The sequence below is a fragment of the Flavobacterium sp. 1 genome, from assembly GCF_002797935.1.
GTDB lineage: Bacteria > Bacteroidota > Bacteroidia > Flavobacteriales > Flavobacteriaceae > Flavobacterium.
In genome coordinates this window covers 369,187-395,042 of record NZ_PGER01000001.1, presented here as the reverse complement: position 1 = coordinate 395,042, position 25,856 = coordinate 369,187, and the positions used below count along the sequence as shown (strand labels likewise).

General features: G+C 33.1%; 18 protein-coding genes and 1 CRISPR repeat array. Of the genes, 10 read left to right on the top strand and 8 right to left on the bottom strand.

Features of this window, described 5'->3' with window-relative positions; all coding sequences use genetic code 11:
• Positions 1–89: 89 nt before the first annotated feature.
• The 9 genes from CLU83_RS01795 (at position 90) to hemN (ending at position 15,864) form a co-directional block, all read left to right on the top strand.
• On the top strand, positions 90–1,487 hold the full coding sequence (locus CLU83_RS01795) for a tetratricopeptide repeat protein (RefSeq protein WP_100430033.1): 1,398 nt from the start codon (positions 90–92) through the stop codon (positions 1,485–1,487).
• Complete coding sequence (locus CLU83_RS01790; protein WP_100430032.1) at positions 1,487–2,236, top strand: shikimate dehydrogenase; 750 nt, start codon at positions 1,487–1,489, stop codon at positions 2,234–2,236. The genes CLU83_RS01795 and CLU83_RS01790 overlap by 1 nt, the downstream gene beginning before the upstream one ends.
• Positions 2,237–2,840: 604 nt before the next feature.
• Positions 2,841–7,439, top strand: coding sequence for a type II CRISPR RNA-guided endonuclease Cas9 (gene cas9 / locus CLU83_RS01785; protein ID WP_100430031.1), 4,599 nt, complete (start codon positions 2,841–2,843; stop codon positions 7,437–7,439).
• A 169-nt stretch (positions 7,440–7,608) separates the two neighbouring features.
• Positions 7,609–8,469: an HIRAN domain-containing protein gene (locus CLU83_RS01780; RefSeq protein ID WP_100430030.1), complete on the top strand. Its 861-nt coding sequence runs from the start codon at positions 7,609–7,611 to the stop codon at positions 8,467–8,469.
• Between the two features lie 181 nt (positions 8,470–8,650).
• Positions 8,651–9,082, top strand: coding sequence for an IS200/IS605 family transposase (gene tnpA / locus CLU83_RS01775; RefSeq protein WP_100430029.1), 432 nt, complete (start codon positions 8,651–8,653; stop codon positions 9,080–9,082).
• A 245-nt stretch (positions 9,083–9,327) separates the two neighbouring features.
• Positions 9,328–10,224, top strand: coding sequence for a type II CRISPR-associated endonuclease Cas1 (gene cas1 / locus CLU83_RS01770; protein ID WP_100430028.1), 897 nt, complete (start codon positions 9,328–9,330; stop codon positions 10,222–10,224).
• Complete coding sequence (gene cas2 / locus CLU83_RS01765) at positions 10,217–10,564, top strand: CRISPR-associated endonuclease Cas2 (RefSeq protein WP_100430027.1); 348 nt, start codon at positions 10,217–10,219, stop codon at positions 10,562–10,564. The genes cas1 and cas2 overlap by 8 nt, the downstream gene beginning before the upstream one ends.
• Positions 10,565–10,682: 118 nt before the next feature.
• A CRISPR array of direct repeats spans positions 10,683–11,789; the repeat unit is 46 nt; unit sequence GTTGGGAATTATAAGCTAAAATACAATTTTGAAAGCAATTCACAAC.
• A 171-nt stretch (positions 11,790–11,960) separates the two neighbouring features.
• Complete coding sequence (locus CLU83_RS01760; protein ID WP_100430026.1) at positions 11,961–13,973, top strand: DUF349 domain-containing protein; 2,013 nt, start codon at positions 11,961–11,963, stop codon at positions 13,971–13,973.
• Positions 13,974–14,499: 526 nt separating this feature from the next.
• Positions 14,500–15,864 (top strand): oxygen-independent coproporphyrinogen III oxidase, encoded by a 1,365-nt coding sequence (gene hemN / locus CLU83_RS01755; RefSeq protein ID WP_100430025.1) that lies wholly within the window; start codon positions 14,500–14,502, stop codon positions 15,862–15,864.
• Between the two features lie 306 nt (positions 15,865–16,170).
• Here the strand turns inward: hemN and CLU83_RS01750 are convergent, their stop codons facing one another.
• The 8 genes from CLU83_RS01750 to CLU83_RS01715 form a co-directional block, all read right to left on the bottom strand.
• Complete coding sequence (locus CLU83_RS01750; RefSeq protein ID WP_100430024.1) at positions 16,171–16,872, bottom strand: sulfite exporter TauE/SafE family protein; 702 nt, start codon at positions 16,870–16,872, stop codon at positions 16,171–16,173.
• 118 nt (positions 16,873–16,990) lie between these two features.
• Entirely contained in the window at positions 16,991–17,446 is a 456-nt protein-coding gene (locus tag CLU83_RS01745; RefSeq protein ID WP_100430023.1) for a FixH family protein, read from the bottom strand.
• Positions 17,447–17,499: 53 nt separating this feature from the next.
• A complete protein-coding gene (gene ccoG / locus CLU83_RS01740; protein WP_100430022.1) occupies positions 17,500–18,918 on the bottom strand; it encodes a cytochrome c oxidase accessory protein CcoG in 1,419 nt (472 codons plus the stop codon).
• 80 nt (positions 18,919–18,998) lie between these two features.
• A complete protein-coding gene (locus CLU83_RS01735) occupies positions 18,999–19,928 on the bottom strand; it encodes a cbb3-type cytochrome c oxidase N-terminal domain-containing protein (RefSeq protein ID WP_100430021.1) in 930 nt (309 codons plus the stop codon).
• Positions 19,929–19,956: 28 nt separating this feature from the next.
• Entirely contained in the window at positions 19,957–20,124 is a 168-nt protein-coding gene (locus CLU83_RS01730; RefSeq protein WP_035640388.1) for a CcoQ/FixQ family Cbb3-type cytochrome c oxidase assembly chaperone, read from the bottom strand.
• Between the two features lie 15 nt (positions 20,125–20,139).
• Positions 20,140–22,317: a cytochrome-c oxidase, cbb3-type subunit I gene (gene ccoN, locus CLU83_RS01725; RefSeq protein WP_100430020.1), complete on the bottom strand. Its 2,178-nt coding sequence runs from the start codon at positions 22,315–22,317 to the stop codon at positions 20,140–20,142.
• 53 nt (positions 22,318–22,370) lie between these two features.
• Positions 22,371–22,550 carry a cbb3-type cytochrome oxidase assembly protein CcoS gene (gene ccoS / locus CLU83_RS01720; protein ID WP_100430019.1) on the bottom strand — a complete coding sequence of 60 codons (180 nt, stop codon included), beginning with the start codon at positions 22,548–22,550 and terminating at the stop codon, positions 22,371–22,373.
• A gap of 131 nt (positions 22,551–22,681) precedes the next feature.
• Positions 22,682–25,060, bottom strand: coding sequence for a heavy metal translocating P-type ATPase metal-binding domain-containing protein (locus tag CLU83_RS01715; protein WP_100430018.1), 2,379 nt, complete (start codon positions 25,058–25,060; stop codon positions 22,682–22,684).
• A gap of 108 nt (positions 25,061–25,168) precedes the next feature.
• Here CLU83_RS01715 and CLU83_RS01710 point away from each other — a divergent pair, with 108 nt between their 5' ends.
• Complete coding sequence (locus tag CLU83_RS01710) at positions 25,169–25,849, top strand: Crp/Fnr family transcriptional regulator (RefSeq protein WP_100430017.1); 681 nt, start codon at positions 25,169–25,171, stop codon at positions 25,847–25,849.
• Positions 25,850–25,856 lie beyond the last annotated feature (7 nt).

The following is a 25,856-nucleotide window of genomic DNA, read 5'->3' as shown; positions in this document are numbered from 1 at the left end:
ATTAAATTGTTCACAACAAATAGAATTCTTCCTCTTTTCAACAATACGTTTCCTTAATTTTAATTTAGGATAATTTAAAAACACACAGTATGCAATTAAGCAACGAAGAAGAAGATTATAACTTATCCCTATCCAAATTTGAGTCCATGTTGAAAACCAACAAAGTACTCTTTTTTGACTCCGAAGAATTTGAAGAAATTATTCTTCATTATCTCGACATGGGCAAGTCTGCATTGGCCAAAAAAGCATTAAAATTAGCTTTAGAACAACATCCAAGATCCAGCGGCCTTAAATTAGTTCAAGTAGAAATGCTGATTTATGATGACAAACTCGAAATAGCTGAAAAGCTATTGAATGAGCTGTATGCTATCGAACCCACAAACGAAGAAATATACATTCAGAAAGCCAATATTTGCTCCAAAAGGGATCAGCACGAAAAAGCTGTTGAAATGCTTAAAATAGCATTACAATACACAGATGACTATGCCGATGTTTACAATTTAATTGGTATGGAGTATCTTTTTATGGACAATCTAGAATTAGCCAAAGAAAGCTTTATTAAGTGTCTCGAAGAAGATTTAGAAGACCAGTCTGCTTTGTATAATGTGGTTTATTGCTTTGAATTTTTAGACCAAAATCAGGAAGCAATTACCTATCTTAATAAATACATCAACAAGAATCCTTACAGCGAGATTGCATGGCATCAGCTGGGGCGCTTGTTCTATGGCGTAAAAGAATATGAAAGTGCTATTCATGCATTCGAATATGCGACACTGATTGATGAAGAATTCCTTGGTGCTTTTATGGAAAAAGCAAAGGCATTGGAACGCTTAAAAAAATACGCCCTGGCCATTGAAAGCTACAACAGAACATTGGAACTGGACGACGCTACTTCATACGCACTGCTCCGAATAGGAAAATGCTATGAAAAATTAGGCAATAAAGTTTTGGCTCTTAAATATTTCAACAAAACGGTTCATGAAGACCCATTGCTAGACAAAGGCTGGATTGCGATTACCGATTTTTATGTACGTCAAAAAAACTTTCAAAAAGCATTGTTTTTTGTCAATAAAGCATTAGCGATTGATAATCAAAATAAATTATACTGGAAACGATTTGCTGCTATTAACAAGCAGATGAACTTTTTTGAAGAAGCTGAATTTGGATATAGAAAAGCAGTAGAATTTGGCGATTACCAACTTGATACTTGGTTATTTTGGGTTGATATTTTGCAGTTTTTGGGAGAGTTTGAAAGCGCAATACAAACATTACTGCAGGCTTCTGAATATTTTCCTGAAGAAAATGAAGTCGAATACCGTTTGGCGGGATTGTATTTTATGATTTCAGATAATATCAAAGCTAAATTTCACTTGAGCAATGCTTTGCGTTTGAATTATGACAATTACATTCTGCTGGAAGATTTATTCCCTGTGGTTTGGGAGAAAAAAATGGTACGAAATTATATTGACAAACATAAAAAACAATAATGATTGAAGTTTTAAGAAGACGTTTTGGTTTATTGGGTCGTAATATTAGTTATTCCTTTTCAAAAGGATATTTTACAGAAAAATTCAGCAAAGAACATTTTGAAGGCTGTACTTATGAAAATTTCGATATTCAGGAAATCAATAATTTTACTGAATTAGTAAAAAACAATCCTGATCTTAATGGGCTGAACGTTACTATTCCTTACAAGGAGGCCGTGATTCCTTTTTTAGACAAACTATCTAAAAATGCCACCCAAATTGGAGCTGTAAACACCATTAAATTCACAAAAAAAGGAAAACTAAAAGGCTACAATACCGATTATTACGGTTTTAAGAAATCCCTTGAACCTTTATTGCAACCTCATCATAAAAAAGCCCTGATTCTCGGCACTGGCGGTGCTTCCAAAGGAGTTGCCTTTGCTTTAGACCAATTGGATATTACTTATACTTTTGTGTCACGCGAAGCCAAAGAAAACTGTATTGATTACAGCCTTATAAACGCTACAACTTTTGATAATTATCAAATTATCATTAACTGCACACCTGTGGGAACAAGCCCAAATGTCGATTTATTTCCGCTTATACCGTATGAATTCTTTACTGAGAAACACATTGCTTACGACTTAATATACAATCCAGCAGAAACCCAATTTTTAAGCAAAGCCAAAGCTCAGGGCGCTCAAATTAAAAATGGTTTGGATATGCTTATTTTTCAGGCAGAAAAAGCCTGGAAGATTTGGAATAAATAGAAAGCAGTCTCGTAATACTATTTTAAAAATAGATTTATAAAATACAAAAGCCCTCAAAATGGAGTTCCATTTTGAGGGCTTTCTGCATAAAAAAAAGCGATGTAGTTATGAATAACTACACCGCTTTGAATGTTTTCACAACGGAATAATCCTTATTGTGAATTGCTTCAAAATTGTACTGCAATAATACAACAAAAAAATTATTATTTGAATGAGGTTTTCCGTAAAGTAATTAATTTCCTTTTAATTAAATTTAAAGATTAATTTAGATAACGAGAAAAATCATTATAAAATATAGTTTAAAAATGAAGAAAATATTAGGATGAGGTGGTGAAAAATAAAAAAGCAAGGGTTTTCAACCCTTGCTCACAATTTTAAAAGCAATTCACAACTATCTATTGTAATTTAAAACTTTAAATAGAATGAATTAAAGAAGTCGACTTAAAATAAGCCAGACAATAGTTTGGACCTATTATCTCACAATTTCTGATCATCAAATCTCGAACTTCAATGCAAATATAGAAACTAATTTTATATTTACAATAGATAAGAAATAAATATTTATTAAATTTGTTAATTATAAAGGGACAAAACAGACAAGAATATGAAAAAAATATTAGGATTAGATTTAGGTACAAATAGTATTGGGTGGGCGTTAACCAATAATGACTTCGACAATAAACTTGGAAACATTGAAGGATTAGGCAGTAGAATAATCCCTATGAGCCAAGATGTACTTGGTAAATTTGATAGTGGTGTTTCTATATCCCAAACTGCTGAAAGAACTAAATATAGAGGAACAAGAAGATTAGTCCAACGTTTTTTATTGAGAAGAGAGCGACTGCATCGAGTTTTAAATATCCTTGATTTTCTACCCAAACATTATTCTGAAGCAATCGATTTTGATAAAAAATTTGGGCAATTTAAACCTGAAAGAGAAGAAAAATTATCTTTTTATAAAAATGAAAATGGTAAGAACCAATTTTTATTTTTAGAAAGTCACCAAGAAATGCTTTCGGAATTTCAATTAACAAATCCTGATTTAAAACAAGTTCCCTATGATTGGACAATTTATTATTTAAGAAAAAAAGCTTTAACCGAAAAAATATCCAAAGAAGAACTAGCTTGGATAGTATTGAATTTCAATCAAAAAAGAGGCTATTATCAATTGCGTGGTGAAGAACAGGAAGAAAACAAAAATAAACTCGAGGAATTTCATACTCTTGTGGTTGTTGATGTAATTGAAAGAGAAAAAGGAAAATCAGGTATATGGTATAACGTAATTCTTGAAAATGGTTGGATTTACAAACGAGAAAGCAAAATAGCATTGTTTGACTGGGTTGGTAGACAAAAGAATTTTATTGTTACTACCGAATTAAATGATAATGGAACTATTAAACTCAACAAAGACAATGAGGAAAAGAGAAGTTTCAGGTCTCCAAAAGAAGACGATTGGGGATTAGAGAAAATTAGAACAGAACAAACAATAAATCAAAGTAAAAAATCAGTTGGTACTTTCATTTATGATAATTTACTTAAAAACCCAAATCAAAAAATAAAAGGAGAATTAGTTAGAACAATTGAAAGAAAGTTTTATAAAGAGGAACTATCTAAAATTCTTAAAACTCAAATTGAATTTCATTCAACTACTTTAAAGGATAGAAATCTCTATAAAAAATGTATTGATGAATTGTATAAACATAATGATTCTCATAAAAATAATATTAAAGACAGAGGTTTTGACTATTTGTTTTTGGATGACATTATCTTTTATCAACGTCCGCTTAAAAGTAAAACTTCATTAATCAGTGATTGTAGTTTAGAATTCAGTCCAATTAAAGATAAAAAAGGTGTTTTGGTAAAAGATAGCAATGGAAAGCAAATTTTAAAACCTTTGAAATGTATTGCTAAATCAAATCCAATTTTTCAAGAATTTAGACTATTACAATTTGTAAAAAACCTTAAAATTTTCAAAAAAGAAATCGCTAATGATATTGATGTAACAATTGATTATTTAAAAGCGGAAGATGATTTAGTAGAATTATTCAATTGGTTAAATGACAAAGCTGAAATCAATCAAAAACAATTTTTAGCGTATCCAAAATTCAAACTAAAAGAAGATAAATTTAGATGGAATTTTGTTGAAGACAAAATATACCCTTGTAACGAAACAAGAAATCAATTTTTGAATATCATTGCAAAAATTGATGTTGATAAAACTTTTTTTGACGCCAAAAACACCCAAGATTTATGGCACATTTTATATTCTGTTACTGATAAAATTGAAATTACAAAAGCAATTACAACTTTTGCTAAACGACATAATTTGCCAAATGAATTCGTATTGAATTTTTCAAAAATAAAGCCGTATAAAAAAGATTATGGTTCTTATTCTGAAAAAGCGATAAAGAAATTATTGACTTTAATGAGAAGAGATGAAACTTGGAGTCAAGATGCAATTTCTGATAAAGTTACAACCAAAATAAGTGCCATTAAAGAAAGATTGGAATCTATAAATTATGACACATCGATACTTGAAAAAGTATCTGACAGTGATATTCCGAAACAAGTCTTAAAAAGTTTTATAAATTGTATTGAATTCAATAAAGGTTTAAATACCTATCAAGCATCCTATTTAATATATGATAGACATAGTGAAGATAGTGATGTTTCAAAATGGAAAACTCCTGCAGATATTGAACACTTTTTAAAGTATGATTTCAAGCAACATTCACTCCGTAATCCAATTGTAGAGCAAGTCATTACAGAAACTTTACGAGTGGTAAAAGATATTTGGCAACATTATGGAGGGGGAAAAGAAAATTTCTTTAATGAAATCCATATTGAATTGGGGCGTGAAATGAAAAACAATTCTGCAGATAGAAAAAGAATTACTGATAATATAAATCAAAACGAAAATACAAACTTACGAATCAAAGCCATTTTAACGGAATTGAAAAATGACGGTATAAATGATGTTCGCCCCTATTCTCCAAGCCAACAAGAGATTTTAAAAATTTACGAAGAAGGAGTTTATAGCAGTGAAATCAGAAAAGAAAAATTAGAGGAAGTTGATAAAATCAGAAAAAATGCAAAACCAACACCTTCTGAAATTATCAAATATAAACTTTGGATGGAACAAGGTTATATTTCGCCATATACAGGAAAACTAATACCGTTGAGTGATTTATTTACAACAAAATATCAAATCGAGCATATTATTCCACAATCAAGATTATTTGATGATTCCTTATCCAATAAAGTTATCTGCGAATCTGAAGTTAATGAACTTAAAAGCAATATGACTGCTCTAGAATTCATTCAAAAAAACGAAAATAGAATCGTAACCTTAACCGGCGGAAAAACAGTTAAAATTTTTACTAAAGAAGCCTACAACCAACATATCACTAGTTATTACAGCAAAAATAAAAACAAGCAAAAACGATTATTAAGCGAGGAAATTCCAGAAAAGTTTATCGAAAGACAATTAAATGACACTAAATACATAAGTAAAATAGTAAAGAATCTTTTAAGCAAAATAGTTCGAGAAGAAGATGAACGGGAAGTAACCTCAAAACATATCGTTTCTTTGAATGGGTCAATCACTTCAAGAATGAAACAAGATTGGGGTTTGAATGATGTCTGGAATAACATAATTACACCTCGTTTTGAACGTTTGAATGCGATTACTAATTCAAGTGATTTTGGTAAATTAGAACTCAAAAAAGACGAATTTGGAAACACTGGAAAACAAGTTTTTCAAACCACAGTACCAGATGCAATTGCAAAAGGTTTTTCTAAAAAAAGAATTGACCATCGCCATCACGCTTTAGATGCTTTGGTAATTGCTTGTGTGACAAAAGAACATGTCAATTATTTAAATTCTATCAATTCAGAAAGAACAAATTATTCATTGGTCTCTAAACTACGCCTAATTGAAGAAATTCAGATTAATGGAAAAACACAAAAAGTAGCAAAAGAATTTCACAAACCTTGGGAGAATTTTACAAAAAAAGTAGAAGACGAGTTGAATCAAACCATTATCAGTTTCAAACAAAACACTAGAGTTATCAATAAAACGATAAACAAGTATCAAGTTTGGAAAGAAGAAGACGGTGCAATGAAAAAAATCACAACCAGACAAGTAAGAGGAGATAACTGGGCGATTAGAAAACCAATGCACGCAGAAACCGTAAGTGGAAAAGTATTCCTAAAACGAATTAAACAAAGTCTTATTACTATTACCAATGCTATTGAGCAAATAGAGTTGATTGTCGATAAGGAAGTTAAAAAACAATTGAAGGAAAAAACTGAAAAATATCCAAACAATAAAGAAGGTTTGAAAAAATACCTTAAAGCTTTCCCTATAATAATTGATGGAAAAGCTATAGATAAAGTACAAATTTATGAAACTATTGGAGGTGAAAATGGAGCAACTGCGACAAGAAAAGCACTTGATATTACTTTTGATGAAAAAAGAATCGAGAAAATAACTGATACTGGTATTCAAAAAATTCTATTAAATCATCTTCAACAAGAAATTTATCAAAATGCAATTGATGAAAATGGTAAAAAAAACCCAGCATACGAAGTTGCTTTTTCCGAAAATGGTTTAGATGAGTTAAATAAAAATATCACGGCTTTAAATAATGGTAAAAAACATCAACCCATAAAAAAAGTTAGAGTTTTTGAAGAGGGTGGCAAATTTAGTCTCGGACAAACAGGAAACAAAGCAAGTAAATATGTTGAAGCGGCCAAAGGAACAAACTTATTTTTCGCAATTTATCAGGATGAAAACGGAAAACGGAACTATAAAACCATTCCCTTCAACGAAGTAATCGAAAGACAAAAACAAGGATTAAGTTCTGCTCTAGAAATAGATGAAAACGGAAATCGTCTTTTATTTACTTTGTCTCCAAATGATTTAGTTTATATACCAACAGAAGATGAAAAGGATAATTTAACGCTCCTAAATTTCAATAAACTATCAAAAGAGCAATCGCAAAGGGTATTTAAAATGGTAAGTTTTACTGGAAATCAAGCCTTTTTTGTTTCAAACACTATAGCTTCATCAATTGTAGATAAAATGGAATTTTCAGCCTTAAATAAAATGGAAAAATCTATTGAAGGATTAATGATAAAATCTTTATGTCTAAAACTAGAAGTTGATAGACTTGGAAAAATTAAAAGAATCATTCGATGATAAATTATTATTGCAAGAATCAATAGGAATGGGTTTTAACCCATTCAACAATGTAAAACAATCCAAATAGGCTTTAGCCAAAACATTTCGGCTAAAGCCTAATTAGAGACCAATTTAAAATCTCTCCATTTGAAAATGGAGGCAATTCAGAAAAAATAAAAATAATCAAATGACAAGAGGCAACTTCCTAAGAAATTTAATTGGCTTTTATGGCATTGCTTCCCTTCCACTGGAAATGGTCAAGCAATACCAAAAAGTTTATCTTTTACAATGTTTTGTAAGAGGGTTTCAATATTATGAAGGACCAAAAATAGTTAATCAAATCAACAGTAGTGGTTTGCTCGAAATGGTTCATGAACCCGATAATGAATACGATCCTTGTGCGATAGCATTGCATTTCAACAATCAAAAAATTGGATTTATTCCAATGGAGAGCAATGAAGTGTTGAGTGTTTTACTCGATACCAAATTATTGGATTTACAAGCCGAAATAACTCATATAGAACCTAATGCTTCGGATTGGGAAAGCATATATGTTGCTATTTATGCAATGACCGAAATTAAAGACAATCAAACTCAAGAAAATATTGAACCTTACACCCTACTGGAAACTCCCAAATACTATACGCTAAAATCAAATCACAACACCTACACAAGAATATATCTTGATGACGAAAATGAAATTTTAAACGGCGAACAGTTTTATGAAACTTTAGTTAATAATAGTTCTACCGATATCGTTTATGATTTAATCCATTATTCCTTTGACAACGGTCAAGAAATGGAAACGGTAATAAACGAATCCAGAATGGTAATCCAAAAGAATTCCATTCCAAAAGACATTGAAGTTTCAGATCTGGAAGCTACATTAAATGATAAAATACTAAAAATAGAAAATGTTTTTGACGACGATGGCTATATCATTGCCAATGTCAATAAAGTGGCAACAATCCCAGACCGAATACAAATTTTTGAAAAATTAATGAACAAACATGGAAAATTATTTTACGAAATTATTTTCAAAAATTAGGTGAGTTCAATAGGATTGGGCTTTAGCCCATTCAACAATGTAAAACAATCCAAATAAGCTTTAGCCAAAATATCTCGGCTAAAGCCTATTTAAAAATCAATTATTATATTCCTCCAGCTAAAGCTGGAGGCAATTCAAAAATGAGCAATTGAAAAATAATATGCAATTTAAATAACCTATTATGCCTTTTATCAAAACCTACATCCATTTTGTTTGGAGCACAAAAAACAGAATTCCTTTTTTGGACAATAAAGAATTAAGACAAAAAGTTTGGCATCATATCAAAGAAAACGCCAAAGAGAAAGGAATTTTTGTAGATTTTGTTAATGGATATTCTGATCATTGTCATTGTCTGGTTTCTTTGGGTGCCGATCAAACCATTCAAAAGACAATACAACTGATTAAAGGAGAGTCTTCATTTTGGATTAACAAAAACAAATTGTGTTTAGATAAATTTAAATGGCAAGATGAATATTTTGCGGTTTCTGTCTCGGAATCTATGGTTAATAAAGTTAGAAATTACATTAAAAACCAAGAAGAGCACCATAGCAAACAAACCTTTCAAGAAGAATATGATGAATTTATGGCTAAATATCAATTTCAAAAAGAATAGAATTTGGCTAAAACCATTTTTAAAAATCAATTATCATCCCTCCAGCTAAAGCTGGAGGGAATTCTAAAGATGTAACGATTATAAAATTGGAATGAATTCAAAAAATCAAATAGGATTGGGCTTTAGCCCATTCAACAAAATATAAAATAATCGAGATGGGCTTTAGCCAAAATATTATCCCTCCAGCTAAAGCTGAAGGCAATTCAAAACCTAGAGGCAATTCAATGTTTTTTTAAATCTAAAAAATGATAAAACGAACTCTTTTCTTCGGCAACCCCGCTTATTTGAGCACCAAAAATGAACAAATCGTAATCTCTTACCCTGACAAGGAACAAGAGACTAAAACCGTTGCTATTGAAGATATTGGCGTTATCGTTCTGGAAAACCAACAAATTACAATTACCAGTGGTTTACTCGAAAAACTGACTAATAATAATGTGGCATTGATCAATTGTGACCAATATCATTTGCCTATTGGATTATTAATGCCACTGAACGGGCATACGGAACAAACGGAGCGATTTAAAAACCAAATTAATGCTTCTGTTCCACTCAAAAAAAACTTGTGGCAACAAACCATTAGTGCCAAAATTATAAATCAAGCAGGACTGCTCAAAGAAAAAGGAATCCCATGCCGAAAAATGGAACTTTGGGCAAAAGAAGTTACATCGGGAGATTCACTCAATCATGAATCCAGAGCGGCAGTTTTTTATTGGCAGAACCTCATCCCTATAGAAAATTTCACCAGAGGACAAAAAGGAATTCCTCCTAATAATTTATTGAATTATGGCTATGCCATTTTACGAGCCATTACGGCAAGAGCTATTGTCAGTTCTGGAATGTTACCCACTTTAGGCATCTTTCATCGCAACAAATACAATGCCTATTGCCTTGCCGATGATATTATGGAGCCTTATAGACCTTATGTCGATTTGATTGTTTGTCACATTATGGAAACCGAAGATAGTTATGACGAATTAACTATCGAAATCAAAAAACAATTGTTAAGTATTGCCACTATTGATGTGTTTATAGACGGGAAAAACAGTCCATTGATGGTCGCAATGAGCAGAACCACACATTCCTTACATGAATGTTTTGAAGGAACAGCAAGGAAAATTTTATACCCTGTTTATGTATGACGAACATTATACCCGTTTAAACCAATATAGAAGTTTGTGGATATTAGTCTTTTTTGATCTGCCCACCGAAACACGCAAAGAGCGTAAAATTGCCAGTACATTTCGCAAGAAATTATTAGACGATGGTTATTCTATGTTTCAATTTTCCATCTATATGCGTTTTTGTGCCAGTAGAGAAAATGCCGAGGTTCACACCAAAAGAATTAAAAACAACCTCCCCGAACACGGCAAAATTGGTGTGATGCAAATAACCGATAAACAATTTGGAATGATGGAGCTTTTTTATGGCAAAAAACCGGTAGAAACTGATAAACCTTCACAACAATTGGAATTATTTTAACAGCAACAGGATTAGAAAAAAGACTAACTAGCTGTACTACAACAAAGAAACACCGCTTCATTTCAATTTCAAAACAAACTCATAACTACCAACATATCAAACGATTAAATCGCGGTATGTTGGGAATTATAAGCTAAAATACAATTTTGAAAGCAATTCACAACGGAATATCAATGGACTAAAAAATCAGGAGGTTGGGAATTATAAGCTAAAATACAATTTTGAAAGCAATTCACAACTGCTTTGGCGGGAGGTTCTGCAATGCAGATGTTGGGAATTATAAGCTAAAATACAATTTTGAAAGCAATTCACAACAGTTGCGTTACTGCTCACGGCTAAAGACGAGTTGGGAATTATAAGCTAAAATACAATTTTGAAAGCAATTCACAACAACGGCATAGATCTAGTTAACAACGCATCTGTTGGGAATTATAAGCTAAAATACAATTTTGAAAGCAATTCACAACTAGTGGAGGTTTATGTATTAAACAATGTCAGTTGGGAATTATAAGCTAAAATACAATTTTGAAAGCAATTCACAACAATGAGTCCTGCTACAGCGTTGCAGGATGGGTTGGGAATTATAAGCTAAAATACAATTTTGAAAGCAATTCACAACCGCCCGAACGCCCATCTTTACCGTAATTTGTTGGGAATTATAAGCTAAAATACAATTTTGAAAGCAATTCACAACTGAAAGCGGTAAATGGCTAGGAAGTTCTTCGTTGGGAATTATAAGCTAAAATACAATTTTGAAAGCAATTCACAACTCATACTCTATTATGTGGAAATTTTAAAAGTTGGGAATTATAAGCTAAAATACAATTTTGAAAGCAATTCACAACCTACAATGACTTAACAGTTGCCGAGTATTAGTTGGGAATTATAAGCTAAAATACAATTTTGAAAGCAATTCACAACTAGAAGTTGGTGAAATTTGACTGAATAAAAGTTGGGAATTATAAGCTAAAATACAATTTTGAAAGCAATTCACAACACTCTCTAAAAGCTTTAAATAATTGCTCTTGTTGGGAATTATAAGCTAAAATACAATTTTGAAAGCAATTCACAACTGACTCAGGCTTATAACGATTTAGCGGTTAGTTGGGAATTATAAGCTAAAATACAATTTTGAAAGCAATTCACAACTTTAATTGTATCAAAGCCGATTTAGGCATTGTTGGGAATTATAAGCTAAAATACAATTTTGAAAGCAATTCACAACTTGCATCAAAACTTCAAAAAGCTAATCCATAAACTAGAATCAAATCAAATAACGCCTTAAAAGAAAGAATTTTCCGCATAACTAGACTATAAATAAAACTTTTATTTTGTATTCTGACGCACCTTTAGTATCTTTCGCATTCGAAAAATAAAAACCTTATACATTTATAAAATGTTAGAAGAAAAGAACGATAACCTGTCAATTCAAGAAAATTTGACAGATGGAAACACAACTAATGAATTGCAGGAAACAGTTCAATCAGACGCGTCTGTAGCAGCAGAAAATGTAATCAGTGATGCTGTAGCAGAGGAAAACACAGTAGATCCTGTTTCTGAAACAGTTATTTCGAATGAAAGCGAAACAGACGAAAAGCAAAATGCAATTGATGCCATAGCAGAGACAAATGCTGAAGAAAGTGAAGATGAAACGTTAAAAGAACGCCATGATATTCCGATGCTTGATTATGAAGCATTACCAATGGATACGCTTGTAAGCGAACTGAAGAATTTGGTTACCAATGAAAAAGTAATGTCTATTAAAGAACATGTTGAGGAAATCCGAAAAGCTTTTTTAGCCAAATACAATCACCTTATCGAAGAGAAAAGAGAAGAATTCAACCAGGAAAATCAAGATCCTAACGAAGAATTTCAATATCATTCTCCTTTAAAATCTAAGTTCGACCAATATTACACCATCTTCAAAGACAATAAAAATGTTCATTTTAAAAGTCTGCAGTCAAATCTAAAAACTAATTTAGAAGTTAGATTAGCCATCGTAGAAGAACTAAAAGAATTAATCAATCCGCAAGCGAACATCAAGGACACTTTAAATCATTTTAATGAATTAAGAGAGCGATGGAAAAATGCTGGCTCTATTCCAAAAGACAAATACAATCACGTTTGGAATAATTACCATTTCCATGTTGAGAATTTTTACGATTACCTGCACTTAGACAGAGAAGCAAGGGATATTGATTTCAAATACAATCTGGAGCAAAAACAAAAAATCGTTGCCCGTGTTGAAGAACTGCTTAAAGAAGCTGATATCAATAAAGCTTTTAGAGAGCTTCAGGATTTACACCGCATCTGGAAAGAGGATATTGGTCCCGTTTCCAGAGAATATCGTGATGAAATCTGGAATCAATTCAGCGAACTGACAAAAAAAATGCACGATAAACGTGAAGTTTTGTTTGAGAACTTAAGAGGAACCGAACTTGAAAATCTAGAAAAGAAAAAAGAAATTATTGCCAAAATCGAAGTATTGGCAACCGAAAAAGTGAATGCCCACTCTCAATGGCTAGCCCAAATCGAAAAAGTGGAAGCCTTACGTTCAGAATTTTTCTCTGCTGGAAAAGTACCTTCGGATGTAAATGAAGCCACTTGGGCCGCTTTCAAAACAGCCGTTAGAAACTTCAACAGCTTTAAAAATTCTTTTTACAAAGACATCAAAAAAGATCAAAACGATAACCTGAACAAAAAAATCGCTTTAGTAAAGAAAGCCAAAGAATTACAGGAAAGTGTTGATTTTGCCAGTACTACTCCTATCATGAAGCAGATTCAGGAAGATTGGAAAAAAATAGGCCACGTTCCAAGAAAATATTCAGACAAAATCTGGAACGAATTTAGAGAAGCGTGCAACCATTATTTCGACAAATTAAAAGAACACAAAAGTGTTGAAAATGTTGACGAAGTAGAAGCTTTTGATAAAAAGAAAGCCTACTTGGAAACGTTGAGAGAATTCCAATTAACAGGAGATCACAAAACTGATTTGGATGCCATCAAACTACATATTGAAACTTGGAAAAATTTTGGTAAAGTTCCGTTCCCAAGAAGACATATCGAAGGAAAATTCAACAAAATTCTGGATGCTTTATTTGAAAAATTAAGCCTGAGCAAAAAAGATACCGAAATGATGCGTTTCTCCAACAGAATGGAAAATCTTTCTGAAAGCAATGACACTAGAAAACTGGACAACGAGAAAATTTTCCTAATGCGCAAAATTGAAGAGGTTCAAAACGAAATTTTCCAACTGGAAAATAACATTCAGTTTTTCACCAATACAAAAAATGCGAAAAAAGAAAATTCAATCGTATTGGAAGTTCGAAAAAACATTGCTATTCACAAAGAAAGCCTTGATGTTTGGAAAGAAAAACTAAAACAATTGAGAAATTTAGGTCAAGAATAGATCCTAATAAAATTCAAAATGACTTAATGTCTAATTTTTTAATCCTTTAAAGTTAACTTAATTGTCATTTAAACTCTTAGTAACTTATTATCCAGCTAATTATAATCTAAAAAAACCAGCCTCAAACCTTAATCCGTTTGAGGCTTTTTTTATTTCATATAAAAAAGAAGACGTTTATTTTGTGGATTTATCAAACATTCTTCTGTGCAGCTTATTGGAAACAACTTAAAGCAGATTAGGTACAATTTCAAAAGTTGAAATAGAGCTGATTCATAAAGACACTATGAAAAAAAAATGATTCCAATTTACAATATTGATAATCATTTTTTAGACTTTAATTGTTTATTTGAAGATCATAAACTGGCAAAAAAATGGGTTGTTTTAATCAATGAAAGTATATAACAAATCTACGAATAGGCTCAAAAGAGCCTGTTTTTCAGTATATAGCTACAAAAAAATATGACAATTATCATTTTAATCCATAAAAAGTCAGCCTAATTTTGTCATTTACATTAAATGCGAAATTATGAAAACTTCACTAATTCAAAAATACAATGTACCTGGTCCTCGTTATACAAGCTACCCTACAGTTCCTTATTGGGATGAGTCGGGATTTACCAATGAAATATGGCTTCAAACCCTTAAAAAATCATTTCTGGAAAGCAATGACAAAGAAGGTATTAGTCTATATATCCATCTGCCTTTTTGCGAAAGCTTATGCACCTTTTGCGGCTGCAACAAGCGCATCACCAAAAATCACAATGTCGAAAATCCATATATTGAGGCTGTTCTAAAAGAATGGACGCTTTACCGCGATATCTTAGGCAAAAAACCCAAAATTAAAGAAATCCATTTGGGCGGAGGAACACCAACATTTTTCTCCATAGAAAGCCTTGAAAAATTAATAAACGGAATATTTTCACTAGCCGAAAAAGCTGAGGGTTATGAATTCAGTTTTGAAGGCCATCCCAATAACACAACTCTTGCCCATTTGCAAAAATTATATGATTTGGGTTTCAGAAGAGTGAGTTTTGGTGTTCAGGATTATTCTGAAAAAGTACAAAAAGCCATCCATAGAATACAGCCTTTTCACAATGTTGCCAAAGTTACTTTTTGGGCAAAAAGAATAGGCTACACTTCCATCGGACACGATATTATATTTGGTCTGCCTTTTCAGGAAGTAGAAGATGTGATTGATACCATCGAAAAAACAAACTCTCTACAGCCCGACAGATTAGCGTTTTACAGTTATGCCCATGTACCGTGGATAAAAGGAAACGGACAGCGCGGTTTTCATGATGAGGATATCCCTAAAGACGATGCCAAAAGAAAACTATACGAAATTGGGAAAGAATTACTCTTTGAAAATGAATATTATGAAATTGGCATGGATCATTTTGCATTAAAATCAGACAGTTTATACCATTCGTTTGAAGACAAAAAACTGCACCGGAACTTCATGGGCTATAGCTCATCAAAAACTCAATTAATGATTGGCTTGGGTGTTTCAGCGATAAGTGACAGCTGGTACAGCTTTGCTCAAAATGTCAAAACTCTGGAAGAATATTACAAAATATTAGAATCAGATAAATTACCAGTGTATAGAGGTCATTTATTATCCGCTGAAGATCTGATTATCAGAAGACATATTTTGAATCTAATGTGCCAATTTGAAACCAGTTGGGATGATTCCGATAATTATGTTCCAGAGATTCCTGAAATTTTACTTCAGCTAGAAGAAATGGAAAAAGACGGTTTACTAATTATAAACGACAGCAAAATTATTGTCACCGAAAAAGGAAAACCGTATGTGCGCAACATCTGTATGGCATTTGACTTAAGACTAAAAAGAAAAACGCCTGAAACGACATTGTTTTCAATGACAATTTAAAAGAAGCGAAGGATAATACCAATCCTTTAAAATAATGACTTCTTAATTTATTAATTCATCTGTTTTTTAAAGCTCTTTGGGCGTGTCCCTCCGTAAAAACTACGGGTCGTGCTGTACGTTCCCGCTTTTTTTCTTTCAATTGCCACGGGTTTAAAGCCGTGGCAATTGAAAGAAAAAAGAGTTCCACTGCCATCACTCACGCAAAAACAGAGAACAATTAATGTAATACCATTTTAGAAATATAAAATAATCCGCTTCTAACTCCCTGTCCTTTGGAGAGGGTTGGGGGGAGGAAAAAAAAGCCAATTAATGGCAATTGGCTTTTTCTTGTATAAACAAACTCATATTAGATGGAGAGACATAGGGAATTCCAAGTCCTAAACCCCTCAGAATAAACAATACGCCTATAATAACGCCAACATACGGAATCACTTTTTGAATCTTGTTTCGGATTCGAACGGTCAGAAATGAATTGATGTATACCACCAAACTCATCAAAGGCACGGTTCCCAAACCAAAAAGCAGCATGTACAGCAGTCCAAAGCCCGCACTCTGCATAGCAATTGCTCCAAATAAAGCAACATAAACCATTCCGCAGGGCAAAAAACCGTTGAGCAAACCAATAATAAAAAGCGATTTGAAACTTTTGTTTTTAAAATGACTGCCTAGATTTTGCTTAATTTTTGAAATCCATTTATAAACCGGTTTAGAAAAATTATATTGAGCCAAAATCTTTTCAGGAGTCAGAATCACTAAAATCATGGCAATACCAATAAATATGGACAATTGTTGCTGAATCCCTGCCAAAAATAAGCCTTTTCCCAACAGGCCAAATAGCAGCCCTATGCTTCCATACGCCATTAAGCGTCCTAAATGATAAGTACAAATTTGGATTACCTTTTTGGTAGGATTATTTCGCTCTACAGGCAGCATCATAGCAATGGGACCGCACATTCCTATGCAGTGAAAACTACTGATTAATCCAAACAAAAAAGCAGTGTAAAGCATGCGGATTTTAGATTGCTGATTTTAGACTTTAGATTGCAGATTTTAGAGTGAAATTATTTAAAACTAATTTTACTTTTCCCTATTTTCTTTATTCTATTAACTCTACTCTATTTTCTTTCTATTTAATATAAATCTCTTCTTTAGTCAAATAGGATTTACCTTCATATTTCCATTCCATATTGATATTCCATTCGCCTCCAATAAACTTATTTTTTGGTATAACCAATGAAGCCGAATCAGTAAACGAAAGTGGCACTTGGAAATCAAATTTTTTATTAGAAGCTCTATAAAACGCAACAGTCCCTTTGATAGCTGAAGGAGTAAAATCAGCAGGAAAAACAATAGTAATACCATTAGTAGCGTCAACTGTGATTACCGGCTTGGTTTTTAAATCATGAGCGTTTTGAATACGAGCCATTTCGTCCTGAAAATGCACATCATGTTTGTAATACTCTTCAACTACCAAATCATTATCATACTTACTGTCCGATTGTACTTTTACAACAAAATACATAATAAAGCTTATGAATAAAGCAAAAGCAATCACGATATAAGTTCCCCAATTAATTTTCATTTTATCTTTTTTATGTTATTATCCGACTATTGAAACTTTATGAAACAACAAAATTAGTCAAAACTTCGCGGGCTTAAAAAATTAGTATTGGTTGTCTCAATTTTTTTATTTCCTTCATAAAGGTCTATTTCTAATTTAGTTCGGTCACTTTCCAACAAAAATCTATTAATTTCTATAAACATAGTTCCGCTGGACATTTCGTGTTTAGGCACTTTTAATTCCTGAACACCAACTACCTTTAACGTACCTTTAATTCCAACCAATTTAAAGTGCAGATCATTGATATCATGATTCGTTTTATTAATGATTTTAAAAGTATAAATATTACTGATATTCTCCCCTTTGTGCTGGAATAATTGTCCTGGCAACCTCAGAATGGTAGCTTCAACTTCTGTTCTTAAAAACAGCAAGCCTGTAAGTATCCCGACTAATATAACTAATATTGCCGTGTAACCTTTCATCCTGGCAGTAAATTTAAACTTGGCCTTAGTTTCAATTTCATCTTCAGATGCGTATCGAATAAGTCCTAACGGCAATCCAACACTTTTCATTATCGTATCGCATTCATCGATACAGGCTGTACAATTCACACATTCCAACTGCACTCCATTTCGAATATCAATTCCTGTCGGACATACATTCACACATTGTTTACAATCGATGCAATCTCCTTTTCCTGAAGCCTCGCGGTCTTCCTGCTTATTAAATTTGGCTCTTCCTACTTCTTTCTCTCCACGAACAAAATCATAAGCCACGTTTATTGATTTTTTGTCCAATAAAACACCTTGGAGCCTTCCGTAAGGGCAAGCTATAATACAGACTTGTTCCCTAAACCAAGCAAAAACAAAATAAAAAACGCCAGTGAAAATCAACAATGATACAAAACTGCTGGAATGAGCCAAAGGTCCGTCCTCAATCAAACGGAATAATTCATCACTACCAATCAAATAGGCTAAAAATACATTGGCAATTAGAAACGAAATCACAAGAAACGCAAACCATTTTAAAGTTTTCTTTCTTATTTTTTCACCATTCCATTCTTGTTTTTCCAAACGGATTTGTGCTCCCCTATCGCCTTCTATCCAATATTCTATCCGACGGAAAACCATTTCCATAAAAATAGTCTGCGGGCAAATCCAGCCACAAAAGATCCTTCCAAAAATAACCGTAAACAAAATAACAAATACGACCCCAATCACCATAAACAATACAAAAATGTAAAAGTCCTGTGGCCAAAAAGGAAAACTAAAAATATTAAAACGACGTTCCAGCACATTGAACATCATGAACTGGTTCCCGTTTATTTTTATAAAAGGATTGACAATAAGAATTATTAATAAAAAATAGCTGACCCATTTTCTATAATCATAAAACTTACCGGAAGGTTTTTTGGGGTAAATATATTTTCTATGACCTTCTTTATCAATAGTTCCAATGGTATCTCTAAAAGATTCGTCTAGATTGTTTGACATTTTTTTATTTTTAAATACAAAAAAAGAGCTTTCTCAAAGTATTGAATTTTGACAAAGCCCTTCATTTTTTATTATAATTATTATTTTACTTGAGTACTGTCAGCAGCAGGAGCTGTTGCTGCAGCTGGCGCTCCGTCTTCTACCCATATTTCACCATCAGGTGCTTTCGGGTCTTTTGGATTACTTCCTCTCAGAGAGATAACATAACTTGCAACCGCTTGAATTTCTTTTGGTTTCAAAGTTCCTTTCCAGGCAATCATCCCTTTGCCATCACGTCCTCCATTAGTAATAGTGTGAAATAAATTCTTAATTCCGCCACCCAATATCCAATGGTCATCCGTCAAGTTAGGTCCGATTTGACCTCCGGCATCCGCTCTGTGACAAGCTACGCAATTAGTTGTAAAAATTGCTTTTCCGGCATCTAAATCAGCAGGCTCCGTTAACAAAGTTACTGTTTTTTCATCCATCAAGTCAGGAGCTGTTTTCATATATTCAGCCACTTCAACTTTGGCTTGAGCCAATTCATTTTTCAATTCGGTTTCTTGGTCTGGGGCTCCCATGATTTCATAACGAACCAAATATATTGCAGAGAAAATAATACAGGCATAAAATAAATAAACCCACCATGGCGGTAAATTATTATCCAATTCTTTAATTCCGTCATAATCGTGATCCATTAATAATTGTTTTTCATCTTCAATCGGCACGGTTCTCGTCAAGCGCTGCATAAGGTTTTTGTACCAGCTTTTATCTTTCAGGCTTAAACTGTCCTCATGAGCTAATTTTGCTTTCTCTTCCTCTGTCAGCAATCTGTACGTAATGATATTAACAGCACTCAAAGTAACTTCGATTGCAATCAAAAGGAAAAGCAACACGAACAAAAAGACTGCAACCATTGGGTATTTTATAAATGCAGGACGATCGCCAGAATCAATTAAATATTCCAACAGCCCAACAGCTGCGAAAAATATGAAAAGGACTCTTATATAAGATGGAATTAATTTTTTCATCATTTATGTTTTTTTGAAATTGTACAATTTAATCTTCTAATGGGATTTGGCTTATCTCATCAATCGTCTCCTTTTTATACGAATAGACCCAAAGTCCTAACCCCAGAAAAAAGAAAAAGAAAATCAGTAACGACAGTATTGGAAATATGGCAACACCGGCAATGGTCTCCATATTGTGTTTTATTTGTTCGAACATAACGTTTCCCTTTTATTATTCTTTCACTTTAATATCAGTGCCCAATCTTTGTATATAAGCAATCAAAGCCACAATTTCCCTTTCATTCATTGGAACGAATTTCTCCCCTCTCGCCAATGCTTTTTTCTTGCTGTCTTCATAACTTTTTACAAAGTCAGGATCATTTTTAAGACTTTCCTCGATGGCAATAGCTTGTGTTCTCAAATCTTTCAGTCCGCTTGCAATTTGAGCATCATCATAAGGAACACCAAGAGTTCGCATTGCTTTCATTTTCTTTTCGGTCATAGAAATATCCATCGGTTTATTATCAAAAAGCCATTTGTAGCTTGGCATAATAGAACCTGCCGATATACTTTGAGGACTCCAGAAGTGGTTAAAATGCCAATTGTCATTGTATTTCCCTCCAACTCTCAACAAATCGGGACCTGTACGTTTTGATCCCCACAAAAATGGATGATCATACACAAACTCTCCTGCTTTGGATTGTGGTCCATAACGCTCTACTTCACTTCTAAAAGGACGAACAGATTGAGAATGACATCCCACACAACCTTCGCGGATGTATAAATCACGCCCTTCTAGTTCCAAAGGCGAATACGGCTTAACACTCGAAATTGTTGGAATATTTGATTTCACCATAATCGTTGGAACAATTTGTATGATTCCGCCAATTAGTATAGCGATTGTAGCAAATACAGCCATTTTTATTGGTTTTCTTTCCAACCAAGAGTGGTATTTCTCTCCTTTTAATCTTCCTTCACTAATGGTTTGCAATGCTGGAGCTTCTGCCAATTCATCTTCTACTTCCTCGCCAGCTCTCACTGTTTGAATAATATTATAAACCAACGTTAACATTCCAACCAAATACATCGTTCCTCCAATGGCTCTCATCCAATACATTGGCATGATTTGAGTAACGGTTTCAAGAAAGTTACCGTAGGTTAAGGTTCCGTCTGGATTAAATTGTTTCCACATAGAAGCCTGAAGGAAACCTGCCAAATACATTGGCAATGCATATAATATAATTCCTAGTGTTCCAACCCAAAAATGGAAGTTGGCCAATTTAGTGGAATATAAAGTTGTTTTTGTCATTCTTGGAATCAGCCAATAAATGATACCGAAAGCCATAAAACCATTCCATGCCAGTGCACCTACGTGAACGTGAGCAATAATCCAATCTGTATAGTGCGCTATTGCGTTTACATTTTTAAGAGAAAGCATTGGACCTTCAAAAGTAGCCATACCATAACCTGTCATAGCAACAACAAAAAACTTCAATACTGGTTCTTCACGGACTTTATCCCAAACTCCTCTTAAAGTCAATAGTCCATTAATCATTCCTCCCCAAGATGGAGCAATCAGCATCACAGAAAATACAACTCCTAAATTTTGCGCCCATGTAGGCAAAGCAGAATACAACAAATGGTGAGGACCTGCCCAGATATATAAAAATATTAATGACCAAAAGTGTATTATTGAAAGTCTATAAGAATACACAGGTCGATTGGCCACTTTCGGCACAAAATAATACATTAAACCCAAAAATGGAGTCGTCAAGAAAAAAGCAACAGCATTATGACCATACCACCATTGTACTAATGCATCTTGAACTCCTGCATAAACAGAGTAACTCTTCATTGCAGAAATAGGCAACTCTAAACTATTAAAAATATGTAAAACAGCCACTGTAATAAATGTGGCTAAATAAAACCAAATGGCAACATACAAATGGCGTTCTCTTCTTTTTAGCATCGTACCAATCATATTGATTCCGAAAGCCACCCATATTAAAGCAATAGCTATATCAATAGGCCATTCCAATTCGGCATATTCTTTTGAAGAAGTATATCCTAACGGAAGAGAAACTGCTGCGGCAACAATAATTAACTGCCAACCCCAAAAATTCAGATTACTCAAGAAATCACTATACATTCTGGCTTTTAACAATCGCTGAAGCGAATAATAAACACCAGCAAACATAGCATTACCAACAAAGGCAAAAATAACTGCATTGGTATGTAAAGGTCTCAATCTGCCAAAACTTAACCACGAAATTCCTTCGGTCATGTTTGGAAAAAGGAACATAGTAGCCAAAATAAGACCTACCAGCATTCCCACTACTCCAAACAGTATGGTAGCATAAATGAATTTCTTTACAATTTTGTTGTCATAATAAAATTGTTCCATTTCCATATTTATAATTATTTTTAAGGTTGTTTAAAATTGGTAAAAGATTAAAGAGTAGTTTAACTCTTAATTTCTGATTTCTTTTGTGAAGATTTAATTAATTCATCGTCAAACAGCATTCTGACTGATGGTGTATAATCATCATCATACTGACCGGATTTTACCGCAAAAACAAAAGCAATAAAAAAACCAATGGCAACGAAAATACTTATGGCAATTAATAAATAGATAACACTCATAATCTTAATTTTATAATCTTAATTTTAGGTTAACAAAATTATAGGTATCACTTTTTACAAAAAATGACAATTATCATATTTAATCGAATATGTTAAAAATATGAAAAAAAAGAAAACAATTCCCTGTTAAACTAATTTATTTTTCGAGAATAATAATTACTCATCAACGTTACAAAACTCACTATCGTAATGGTACTCAGAGGCATAATAATAGCAGCAACCAGTGGCAAGAGATTCCCGGTAATGGCAAACGATAATCCTACTACATTATATAAAAGTGATAAAGTGAAGCTCATTTTGATGGTCAAAATAGATTTTTGGGATAATTTTAAAAAATAATGCAGTTTTTTAAATTCCTTTGCATCCAAAATAGCATCGCAGGCGGGAGAAAAAACATTTACGTTTTCGGATATGGAAATACCAACGTTGCTTTGTGCCAAAGCTCCGGCATCATTAAGCCCATCGCCTACCATCATCACGTTTTTGCCTTGTTCCTGCAAAGCTTTTATAAACTCAAGTTTTTGTTCCGGTTTTTGATTAAAAATCATTTCAGTTCCGTTGGGCAGAATTGATTCCAGCTGGCTTCGTTCCCCTTCATTGTCACCCGATAAAACTTTCAGTTGATATTGAGAGCTAAGCTTTGTAAACAAATCGGATAAGCCTTCTCGGTATTGATTATTAAAAACATACTTTCCAAAATATACGCTGTCGATTTTTATATGTACTGCCGTTTGCTGAACCTCATCTTTAGCTTTTGCATCGACAAATTCCGCAGAACCTAATTCTATAGAAACGCCGTCAATTTCTGCCTTGATTCCTTTTCCTGTAATTTCTTCGAAAGCATCTAACTTTAATCTTTTTGTTTCTGGCAAAAAATCATACAGCATCCTGCTCAACGGATGATTAGAGGCACGAAGCACACTTTTTAATATCGCCAAATTATTCTCTTCAAGGATTTCTCCTTCATAGGAAATATTCGTTTTTGCATTTGTAGTTATAGTCCCTGTTTTATCAAAAACAATGGTGTCAACTTTGGCTAATTGCTCAATCACCAAAGCATTTTTGAGATAAAAATGTTTGCTGCCAAAAATCCGCAACATATTCCCCATCGTGAAAGGAGCAGTCAATGCTAATGCACAGGGACAGGCAACTATTAATACCGCTGTAAAAACATTGAAAGCTGTATTGGCATCAAAAAATATCCAATATCCAAATCCGGCAAATGCTATCAACAAAAGAATTGGCGTAAAATAACGGCTGATGCTGTCGGTAATGGTTTTGTGTTTTTGCTCCACTTTTTTCTGAAACACATCATTACTCCATAATTGGGTTAAATAACTTTGGGAAACCGAATGCAAAACCTCCATTTCAATAACTTTCCCTATTTGCTTTCCTCCTGCAAAAACTTTATCCCCAGATTTTTTAGTAATCGGAACGGCTTCCCCGGTAACGAAACTATAATCAATTTCGGCCTTATCGGATATTAAAATTCCGTCCACAGGAATCAGCTCTTGGTTACGAATCAATAATCGGTCACCTTTTTCAATTTCATAAACCGGAATACTTTCCTCAGTAGAGTCTGTATTTATTTTGGTAATGGCTATTGGAAAATAGGATTTAAAATCTCTTTCGAAACTAAGAAAACTGTAGGTTTTGATTTGGAACATTTTACCCAATAACATAAAGAAAATCAGTCCCGTTAAACTGTCAAAAAAACCAGAACCGTAATCCATCACAATGTCAAACGTGCTTCTTACAAACATCACAACAATTCCCAATGCAATAGGAATATCAATGTTGAGCATTTTGGATTTTATACTTTTAATCGCCGAAACATAATACCCGCTTGCCGAATATAAAAAAGAAGGCAAAGACAATGCAAAAATCAATCCTCTGAAAAAAGGGCGGTAATTGTCCAGCCAAAACTCCTTCACTTCAAAATACTCTGGAAAGGAAAGCAACATGATATTTCCAAAACAAAAGAATGCAACACCCAGTTTGTAGGTTAAGCTTCGGTCAACATTATTTTTTCCAGTTTCATAATTTTCCAAACTAATGTAGGGTTCATAACCTATGGAACTCAATAAATAGATGATGCTTTTTAGAGAAACGGCCTCGGGATTGTAATTGATTCGGACTCTCTTTTCGGGAAAATTAACCTGAGACGTGTTGATCCCTTTTTGAAGACGCTGTAAATTTTCCAAAATCCAAATACACGAACTACAATGAATATGAGGAATGCTAAGTGAAATAATAGCGGTTGAATCTTCTTGAAATTCCAACAGCTTTGAAACAATACTTTCATTGTCTAAAAAATCATATTTTCCATTAATATCTTGTGGAGTTGCACCTGGTGATTTTTCAAAATCATAATAACAGGTTAAATCATTCAGGCTGAAGATTTCATAAACAGTTTTGCATCCGTTGCAGCAAAATTCTTTTTCGTCAAAGAGTATTTCTTCTTCTTTTATTATATCTAAACCACAATGAAAACAGTTATTTTTCTTCATAAATAAAGCCTAATTTTTCGAGTGCAAATTTCACAAATTGATTGTGCTAAAAACAATGATATTTATCATATAAATGTATAACTTTGTAGTCGAAAATCCAATTTCGTTATGAGCAAATGTGAACAATGTATCGTTAGAGAATTTAGTTCTTTAAAAGCGCTAAATAAAGATGAACTTATAAGAATTTCTGAATGCAAAACCTCTAAAACTATCAAAAAGGGCGAAAGTATTTTTGAGGAAGGAGAAAATGTGAATGGCATATTTTGCATCAAAGACGGTGTCTGCAAATTGACTAAACTGAGTCCAAACGGCAAAGACCATATTGTAAAATTGGTTACCAAAGGAGAATTATTGGGTCAACGCTCGATGATAAGCGACGAACCGGCCAACTTAAGCGCCATTGCACTAGAAGATATGCAGGTTTGTTTTATACCAAAAAATGAAATACTCGGATTTTTCGACAAAAACAATCAGTTTTCTATGAATGTCATGAAAACGATCTGCGGTGATTTAAGATTAGCAGATGACCACATGGTTAACATGGCACAAAAATCAGTAAAAGAACGATTAGCTGAAACCTTGATTTATCTGCATGAAACTTTCGGCACAAATAACGACAAAACTTTAAAAATTCAATTATCAAGAGAAGAATTGGCCAGTATGATTGGAACCGCAACCGAAAGCTGTATCCGATTATTATCTGATTTTAATAAATTGGGACTGATTGAATTGGTGGGTAAAAAAATAGTTCTAAAAGATATCAATAAGCTGAAAAAAATTGCAGATTAACGTTTGA

Coding starts and splice junctions, on each gene's coding strand:
- CLU83_RS01795 (WP_100430033.1), top strand. CDS start 90: ATGCAATTAAGCAACGAAGAAGAAGATTATAACTTATCCCTATCCAAA.
- CLU83_RS01790 (WP_100430032.1), top strand. CDS start 1,487: ATGATTGAAGTTTTAAGAAGACGTTTTGGTTTATTGGGTCGTAATATT.
- cas9 (WP_100430031.1), top strand. CDS start 2,841: ATGAAAAAAATATTAGGATTAGATTTAGGTACAAATAGTATTGGGTGG.
- CLU83_RS01780 (WP_100430030.1), top strand. CDS start 7,609: ATGACAAGAGGCAACTTCCTAAGAAATTTAATTGGCTTTTATGGCATT.
- tnpA (WP_100430029.1), top strand. CDS start 8,651: ATGCCTTTTATCAAAACCTACATCCATTTTGTTTGGAGCACAAAAAAC.
- cas1 (WP_100430028.1), top strand. CDS start 9,328: ATGATAAAACGAACTCTTTTCTTCGGCAACCCCGCTTATTTGAGCACC.
- cas2 (WP_100430027.1), top strand. CDS start 10,217: ATGTATGACGAACATTATACCCGTTTAAACCAATATAGAAGTTTGTGG.
- CLU83_RS01760 (WP_100430026.1), top strand. CDS start 11,961: ATGTTAGAAGAAAAGAACGATAACCTGTCAATTCAAGAAAATTTGACA.
- hemN (WP_100430025.1), top strand. CDS start 14,500: ATGAAAACTTCACTAATTCAAAAATACAATGTACCTGGTCCTCGTTAT.
- CLU83_RS01750 (WP_100430024.1), bottom strand. CDS start 16,872: ATGCTTTACACTGCTTTTTTGTTTGGATTAATCAGTAGTTTTCACTGC.
- CLU83_RS01745 (WP_100430023.1), bottom strand. CDS start 17,446: ATGAAAATTAATTGGGGAACTTATATCGTGATTGCTTTTGCTTTATTC.
- ccoG (WP_100430022.1), bottom strand. CDS start 18,918: ATGTCAAACAATCTAGACGAATCTTTTAGAGATACCATTGGAACTATT.
- CLU83_RS01735 (WP_100430021.1), bottom strand. CDS start 19,928: ATGAAAAAATTAATTCCATCTTATATAAGAGTCCTTTTCATATTTTTC.
- CLU83_RS01730 (WP_035640388.1), bottom strand. CDS start 20,124: ATGTTCGAACAAATAAAACACAATATGGAGACCATTGCCGGTGTTGCC.
- ccoN (WP_100430020.1), bottom strand. CDS start 22,317: ATGGAAATGGAACAATTTTATTATGACAACAAAATTGTAAAGAAATTC.
- ccoS (WP_100430019.1), bottom strand. CDS start 22,550: ATGAGTGTTATCTATTTATTAATTGCCATAAGTATTTTCGTTGCCATT.
- CLU83_RS01715 (WP_100430018.1), bottom strand. CDS start 25,060: ATGAAGAAAAATAACTGTTTTCATTGTGGTTTAGATATAATAAAAGAA.
- CLU83_RS01710 (WP_100430017.1), top strand. CDS start 25,169: ATGAGCAAATGTGAACAATGTATCGTTAGAGAATTTAGTTCTTTAAAA.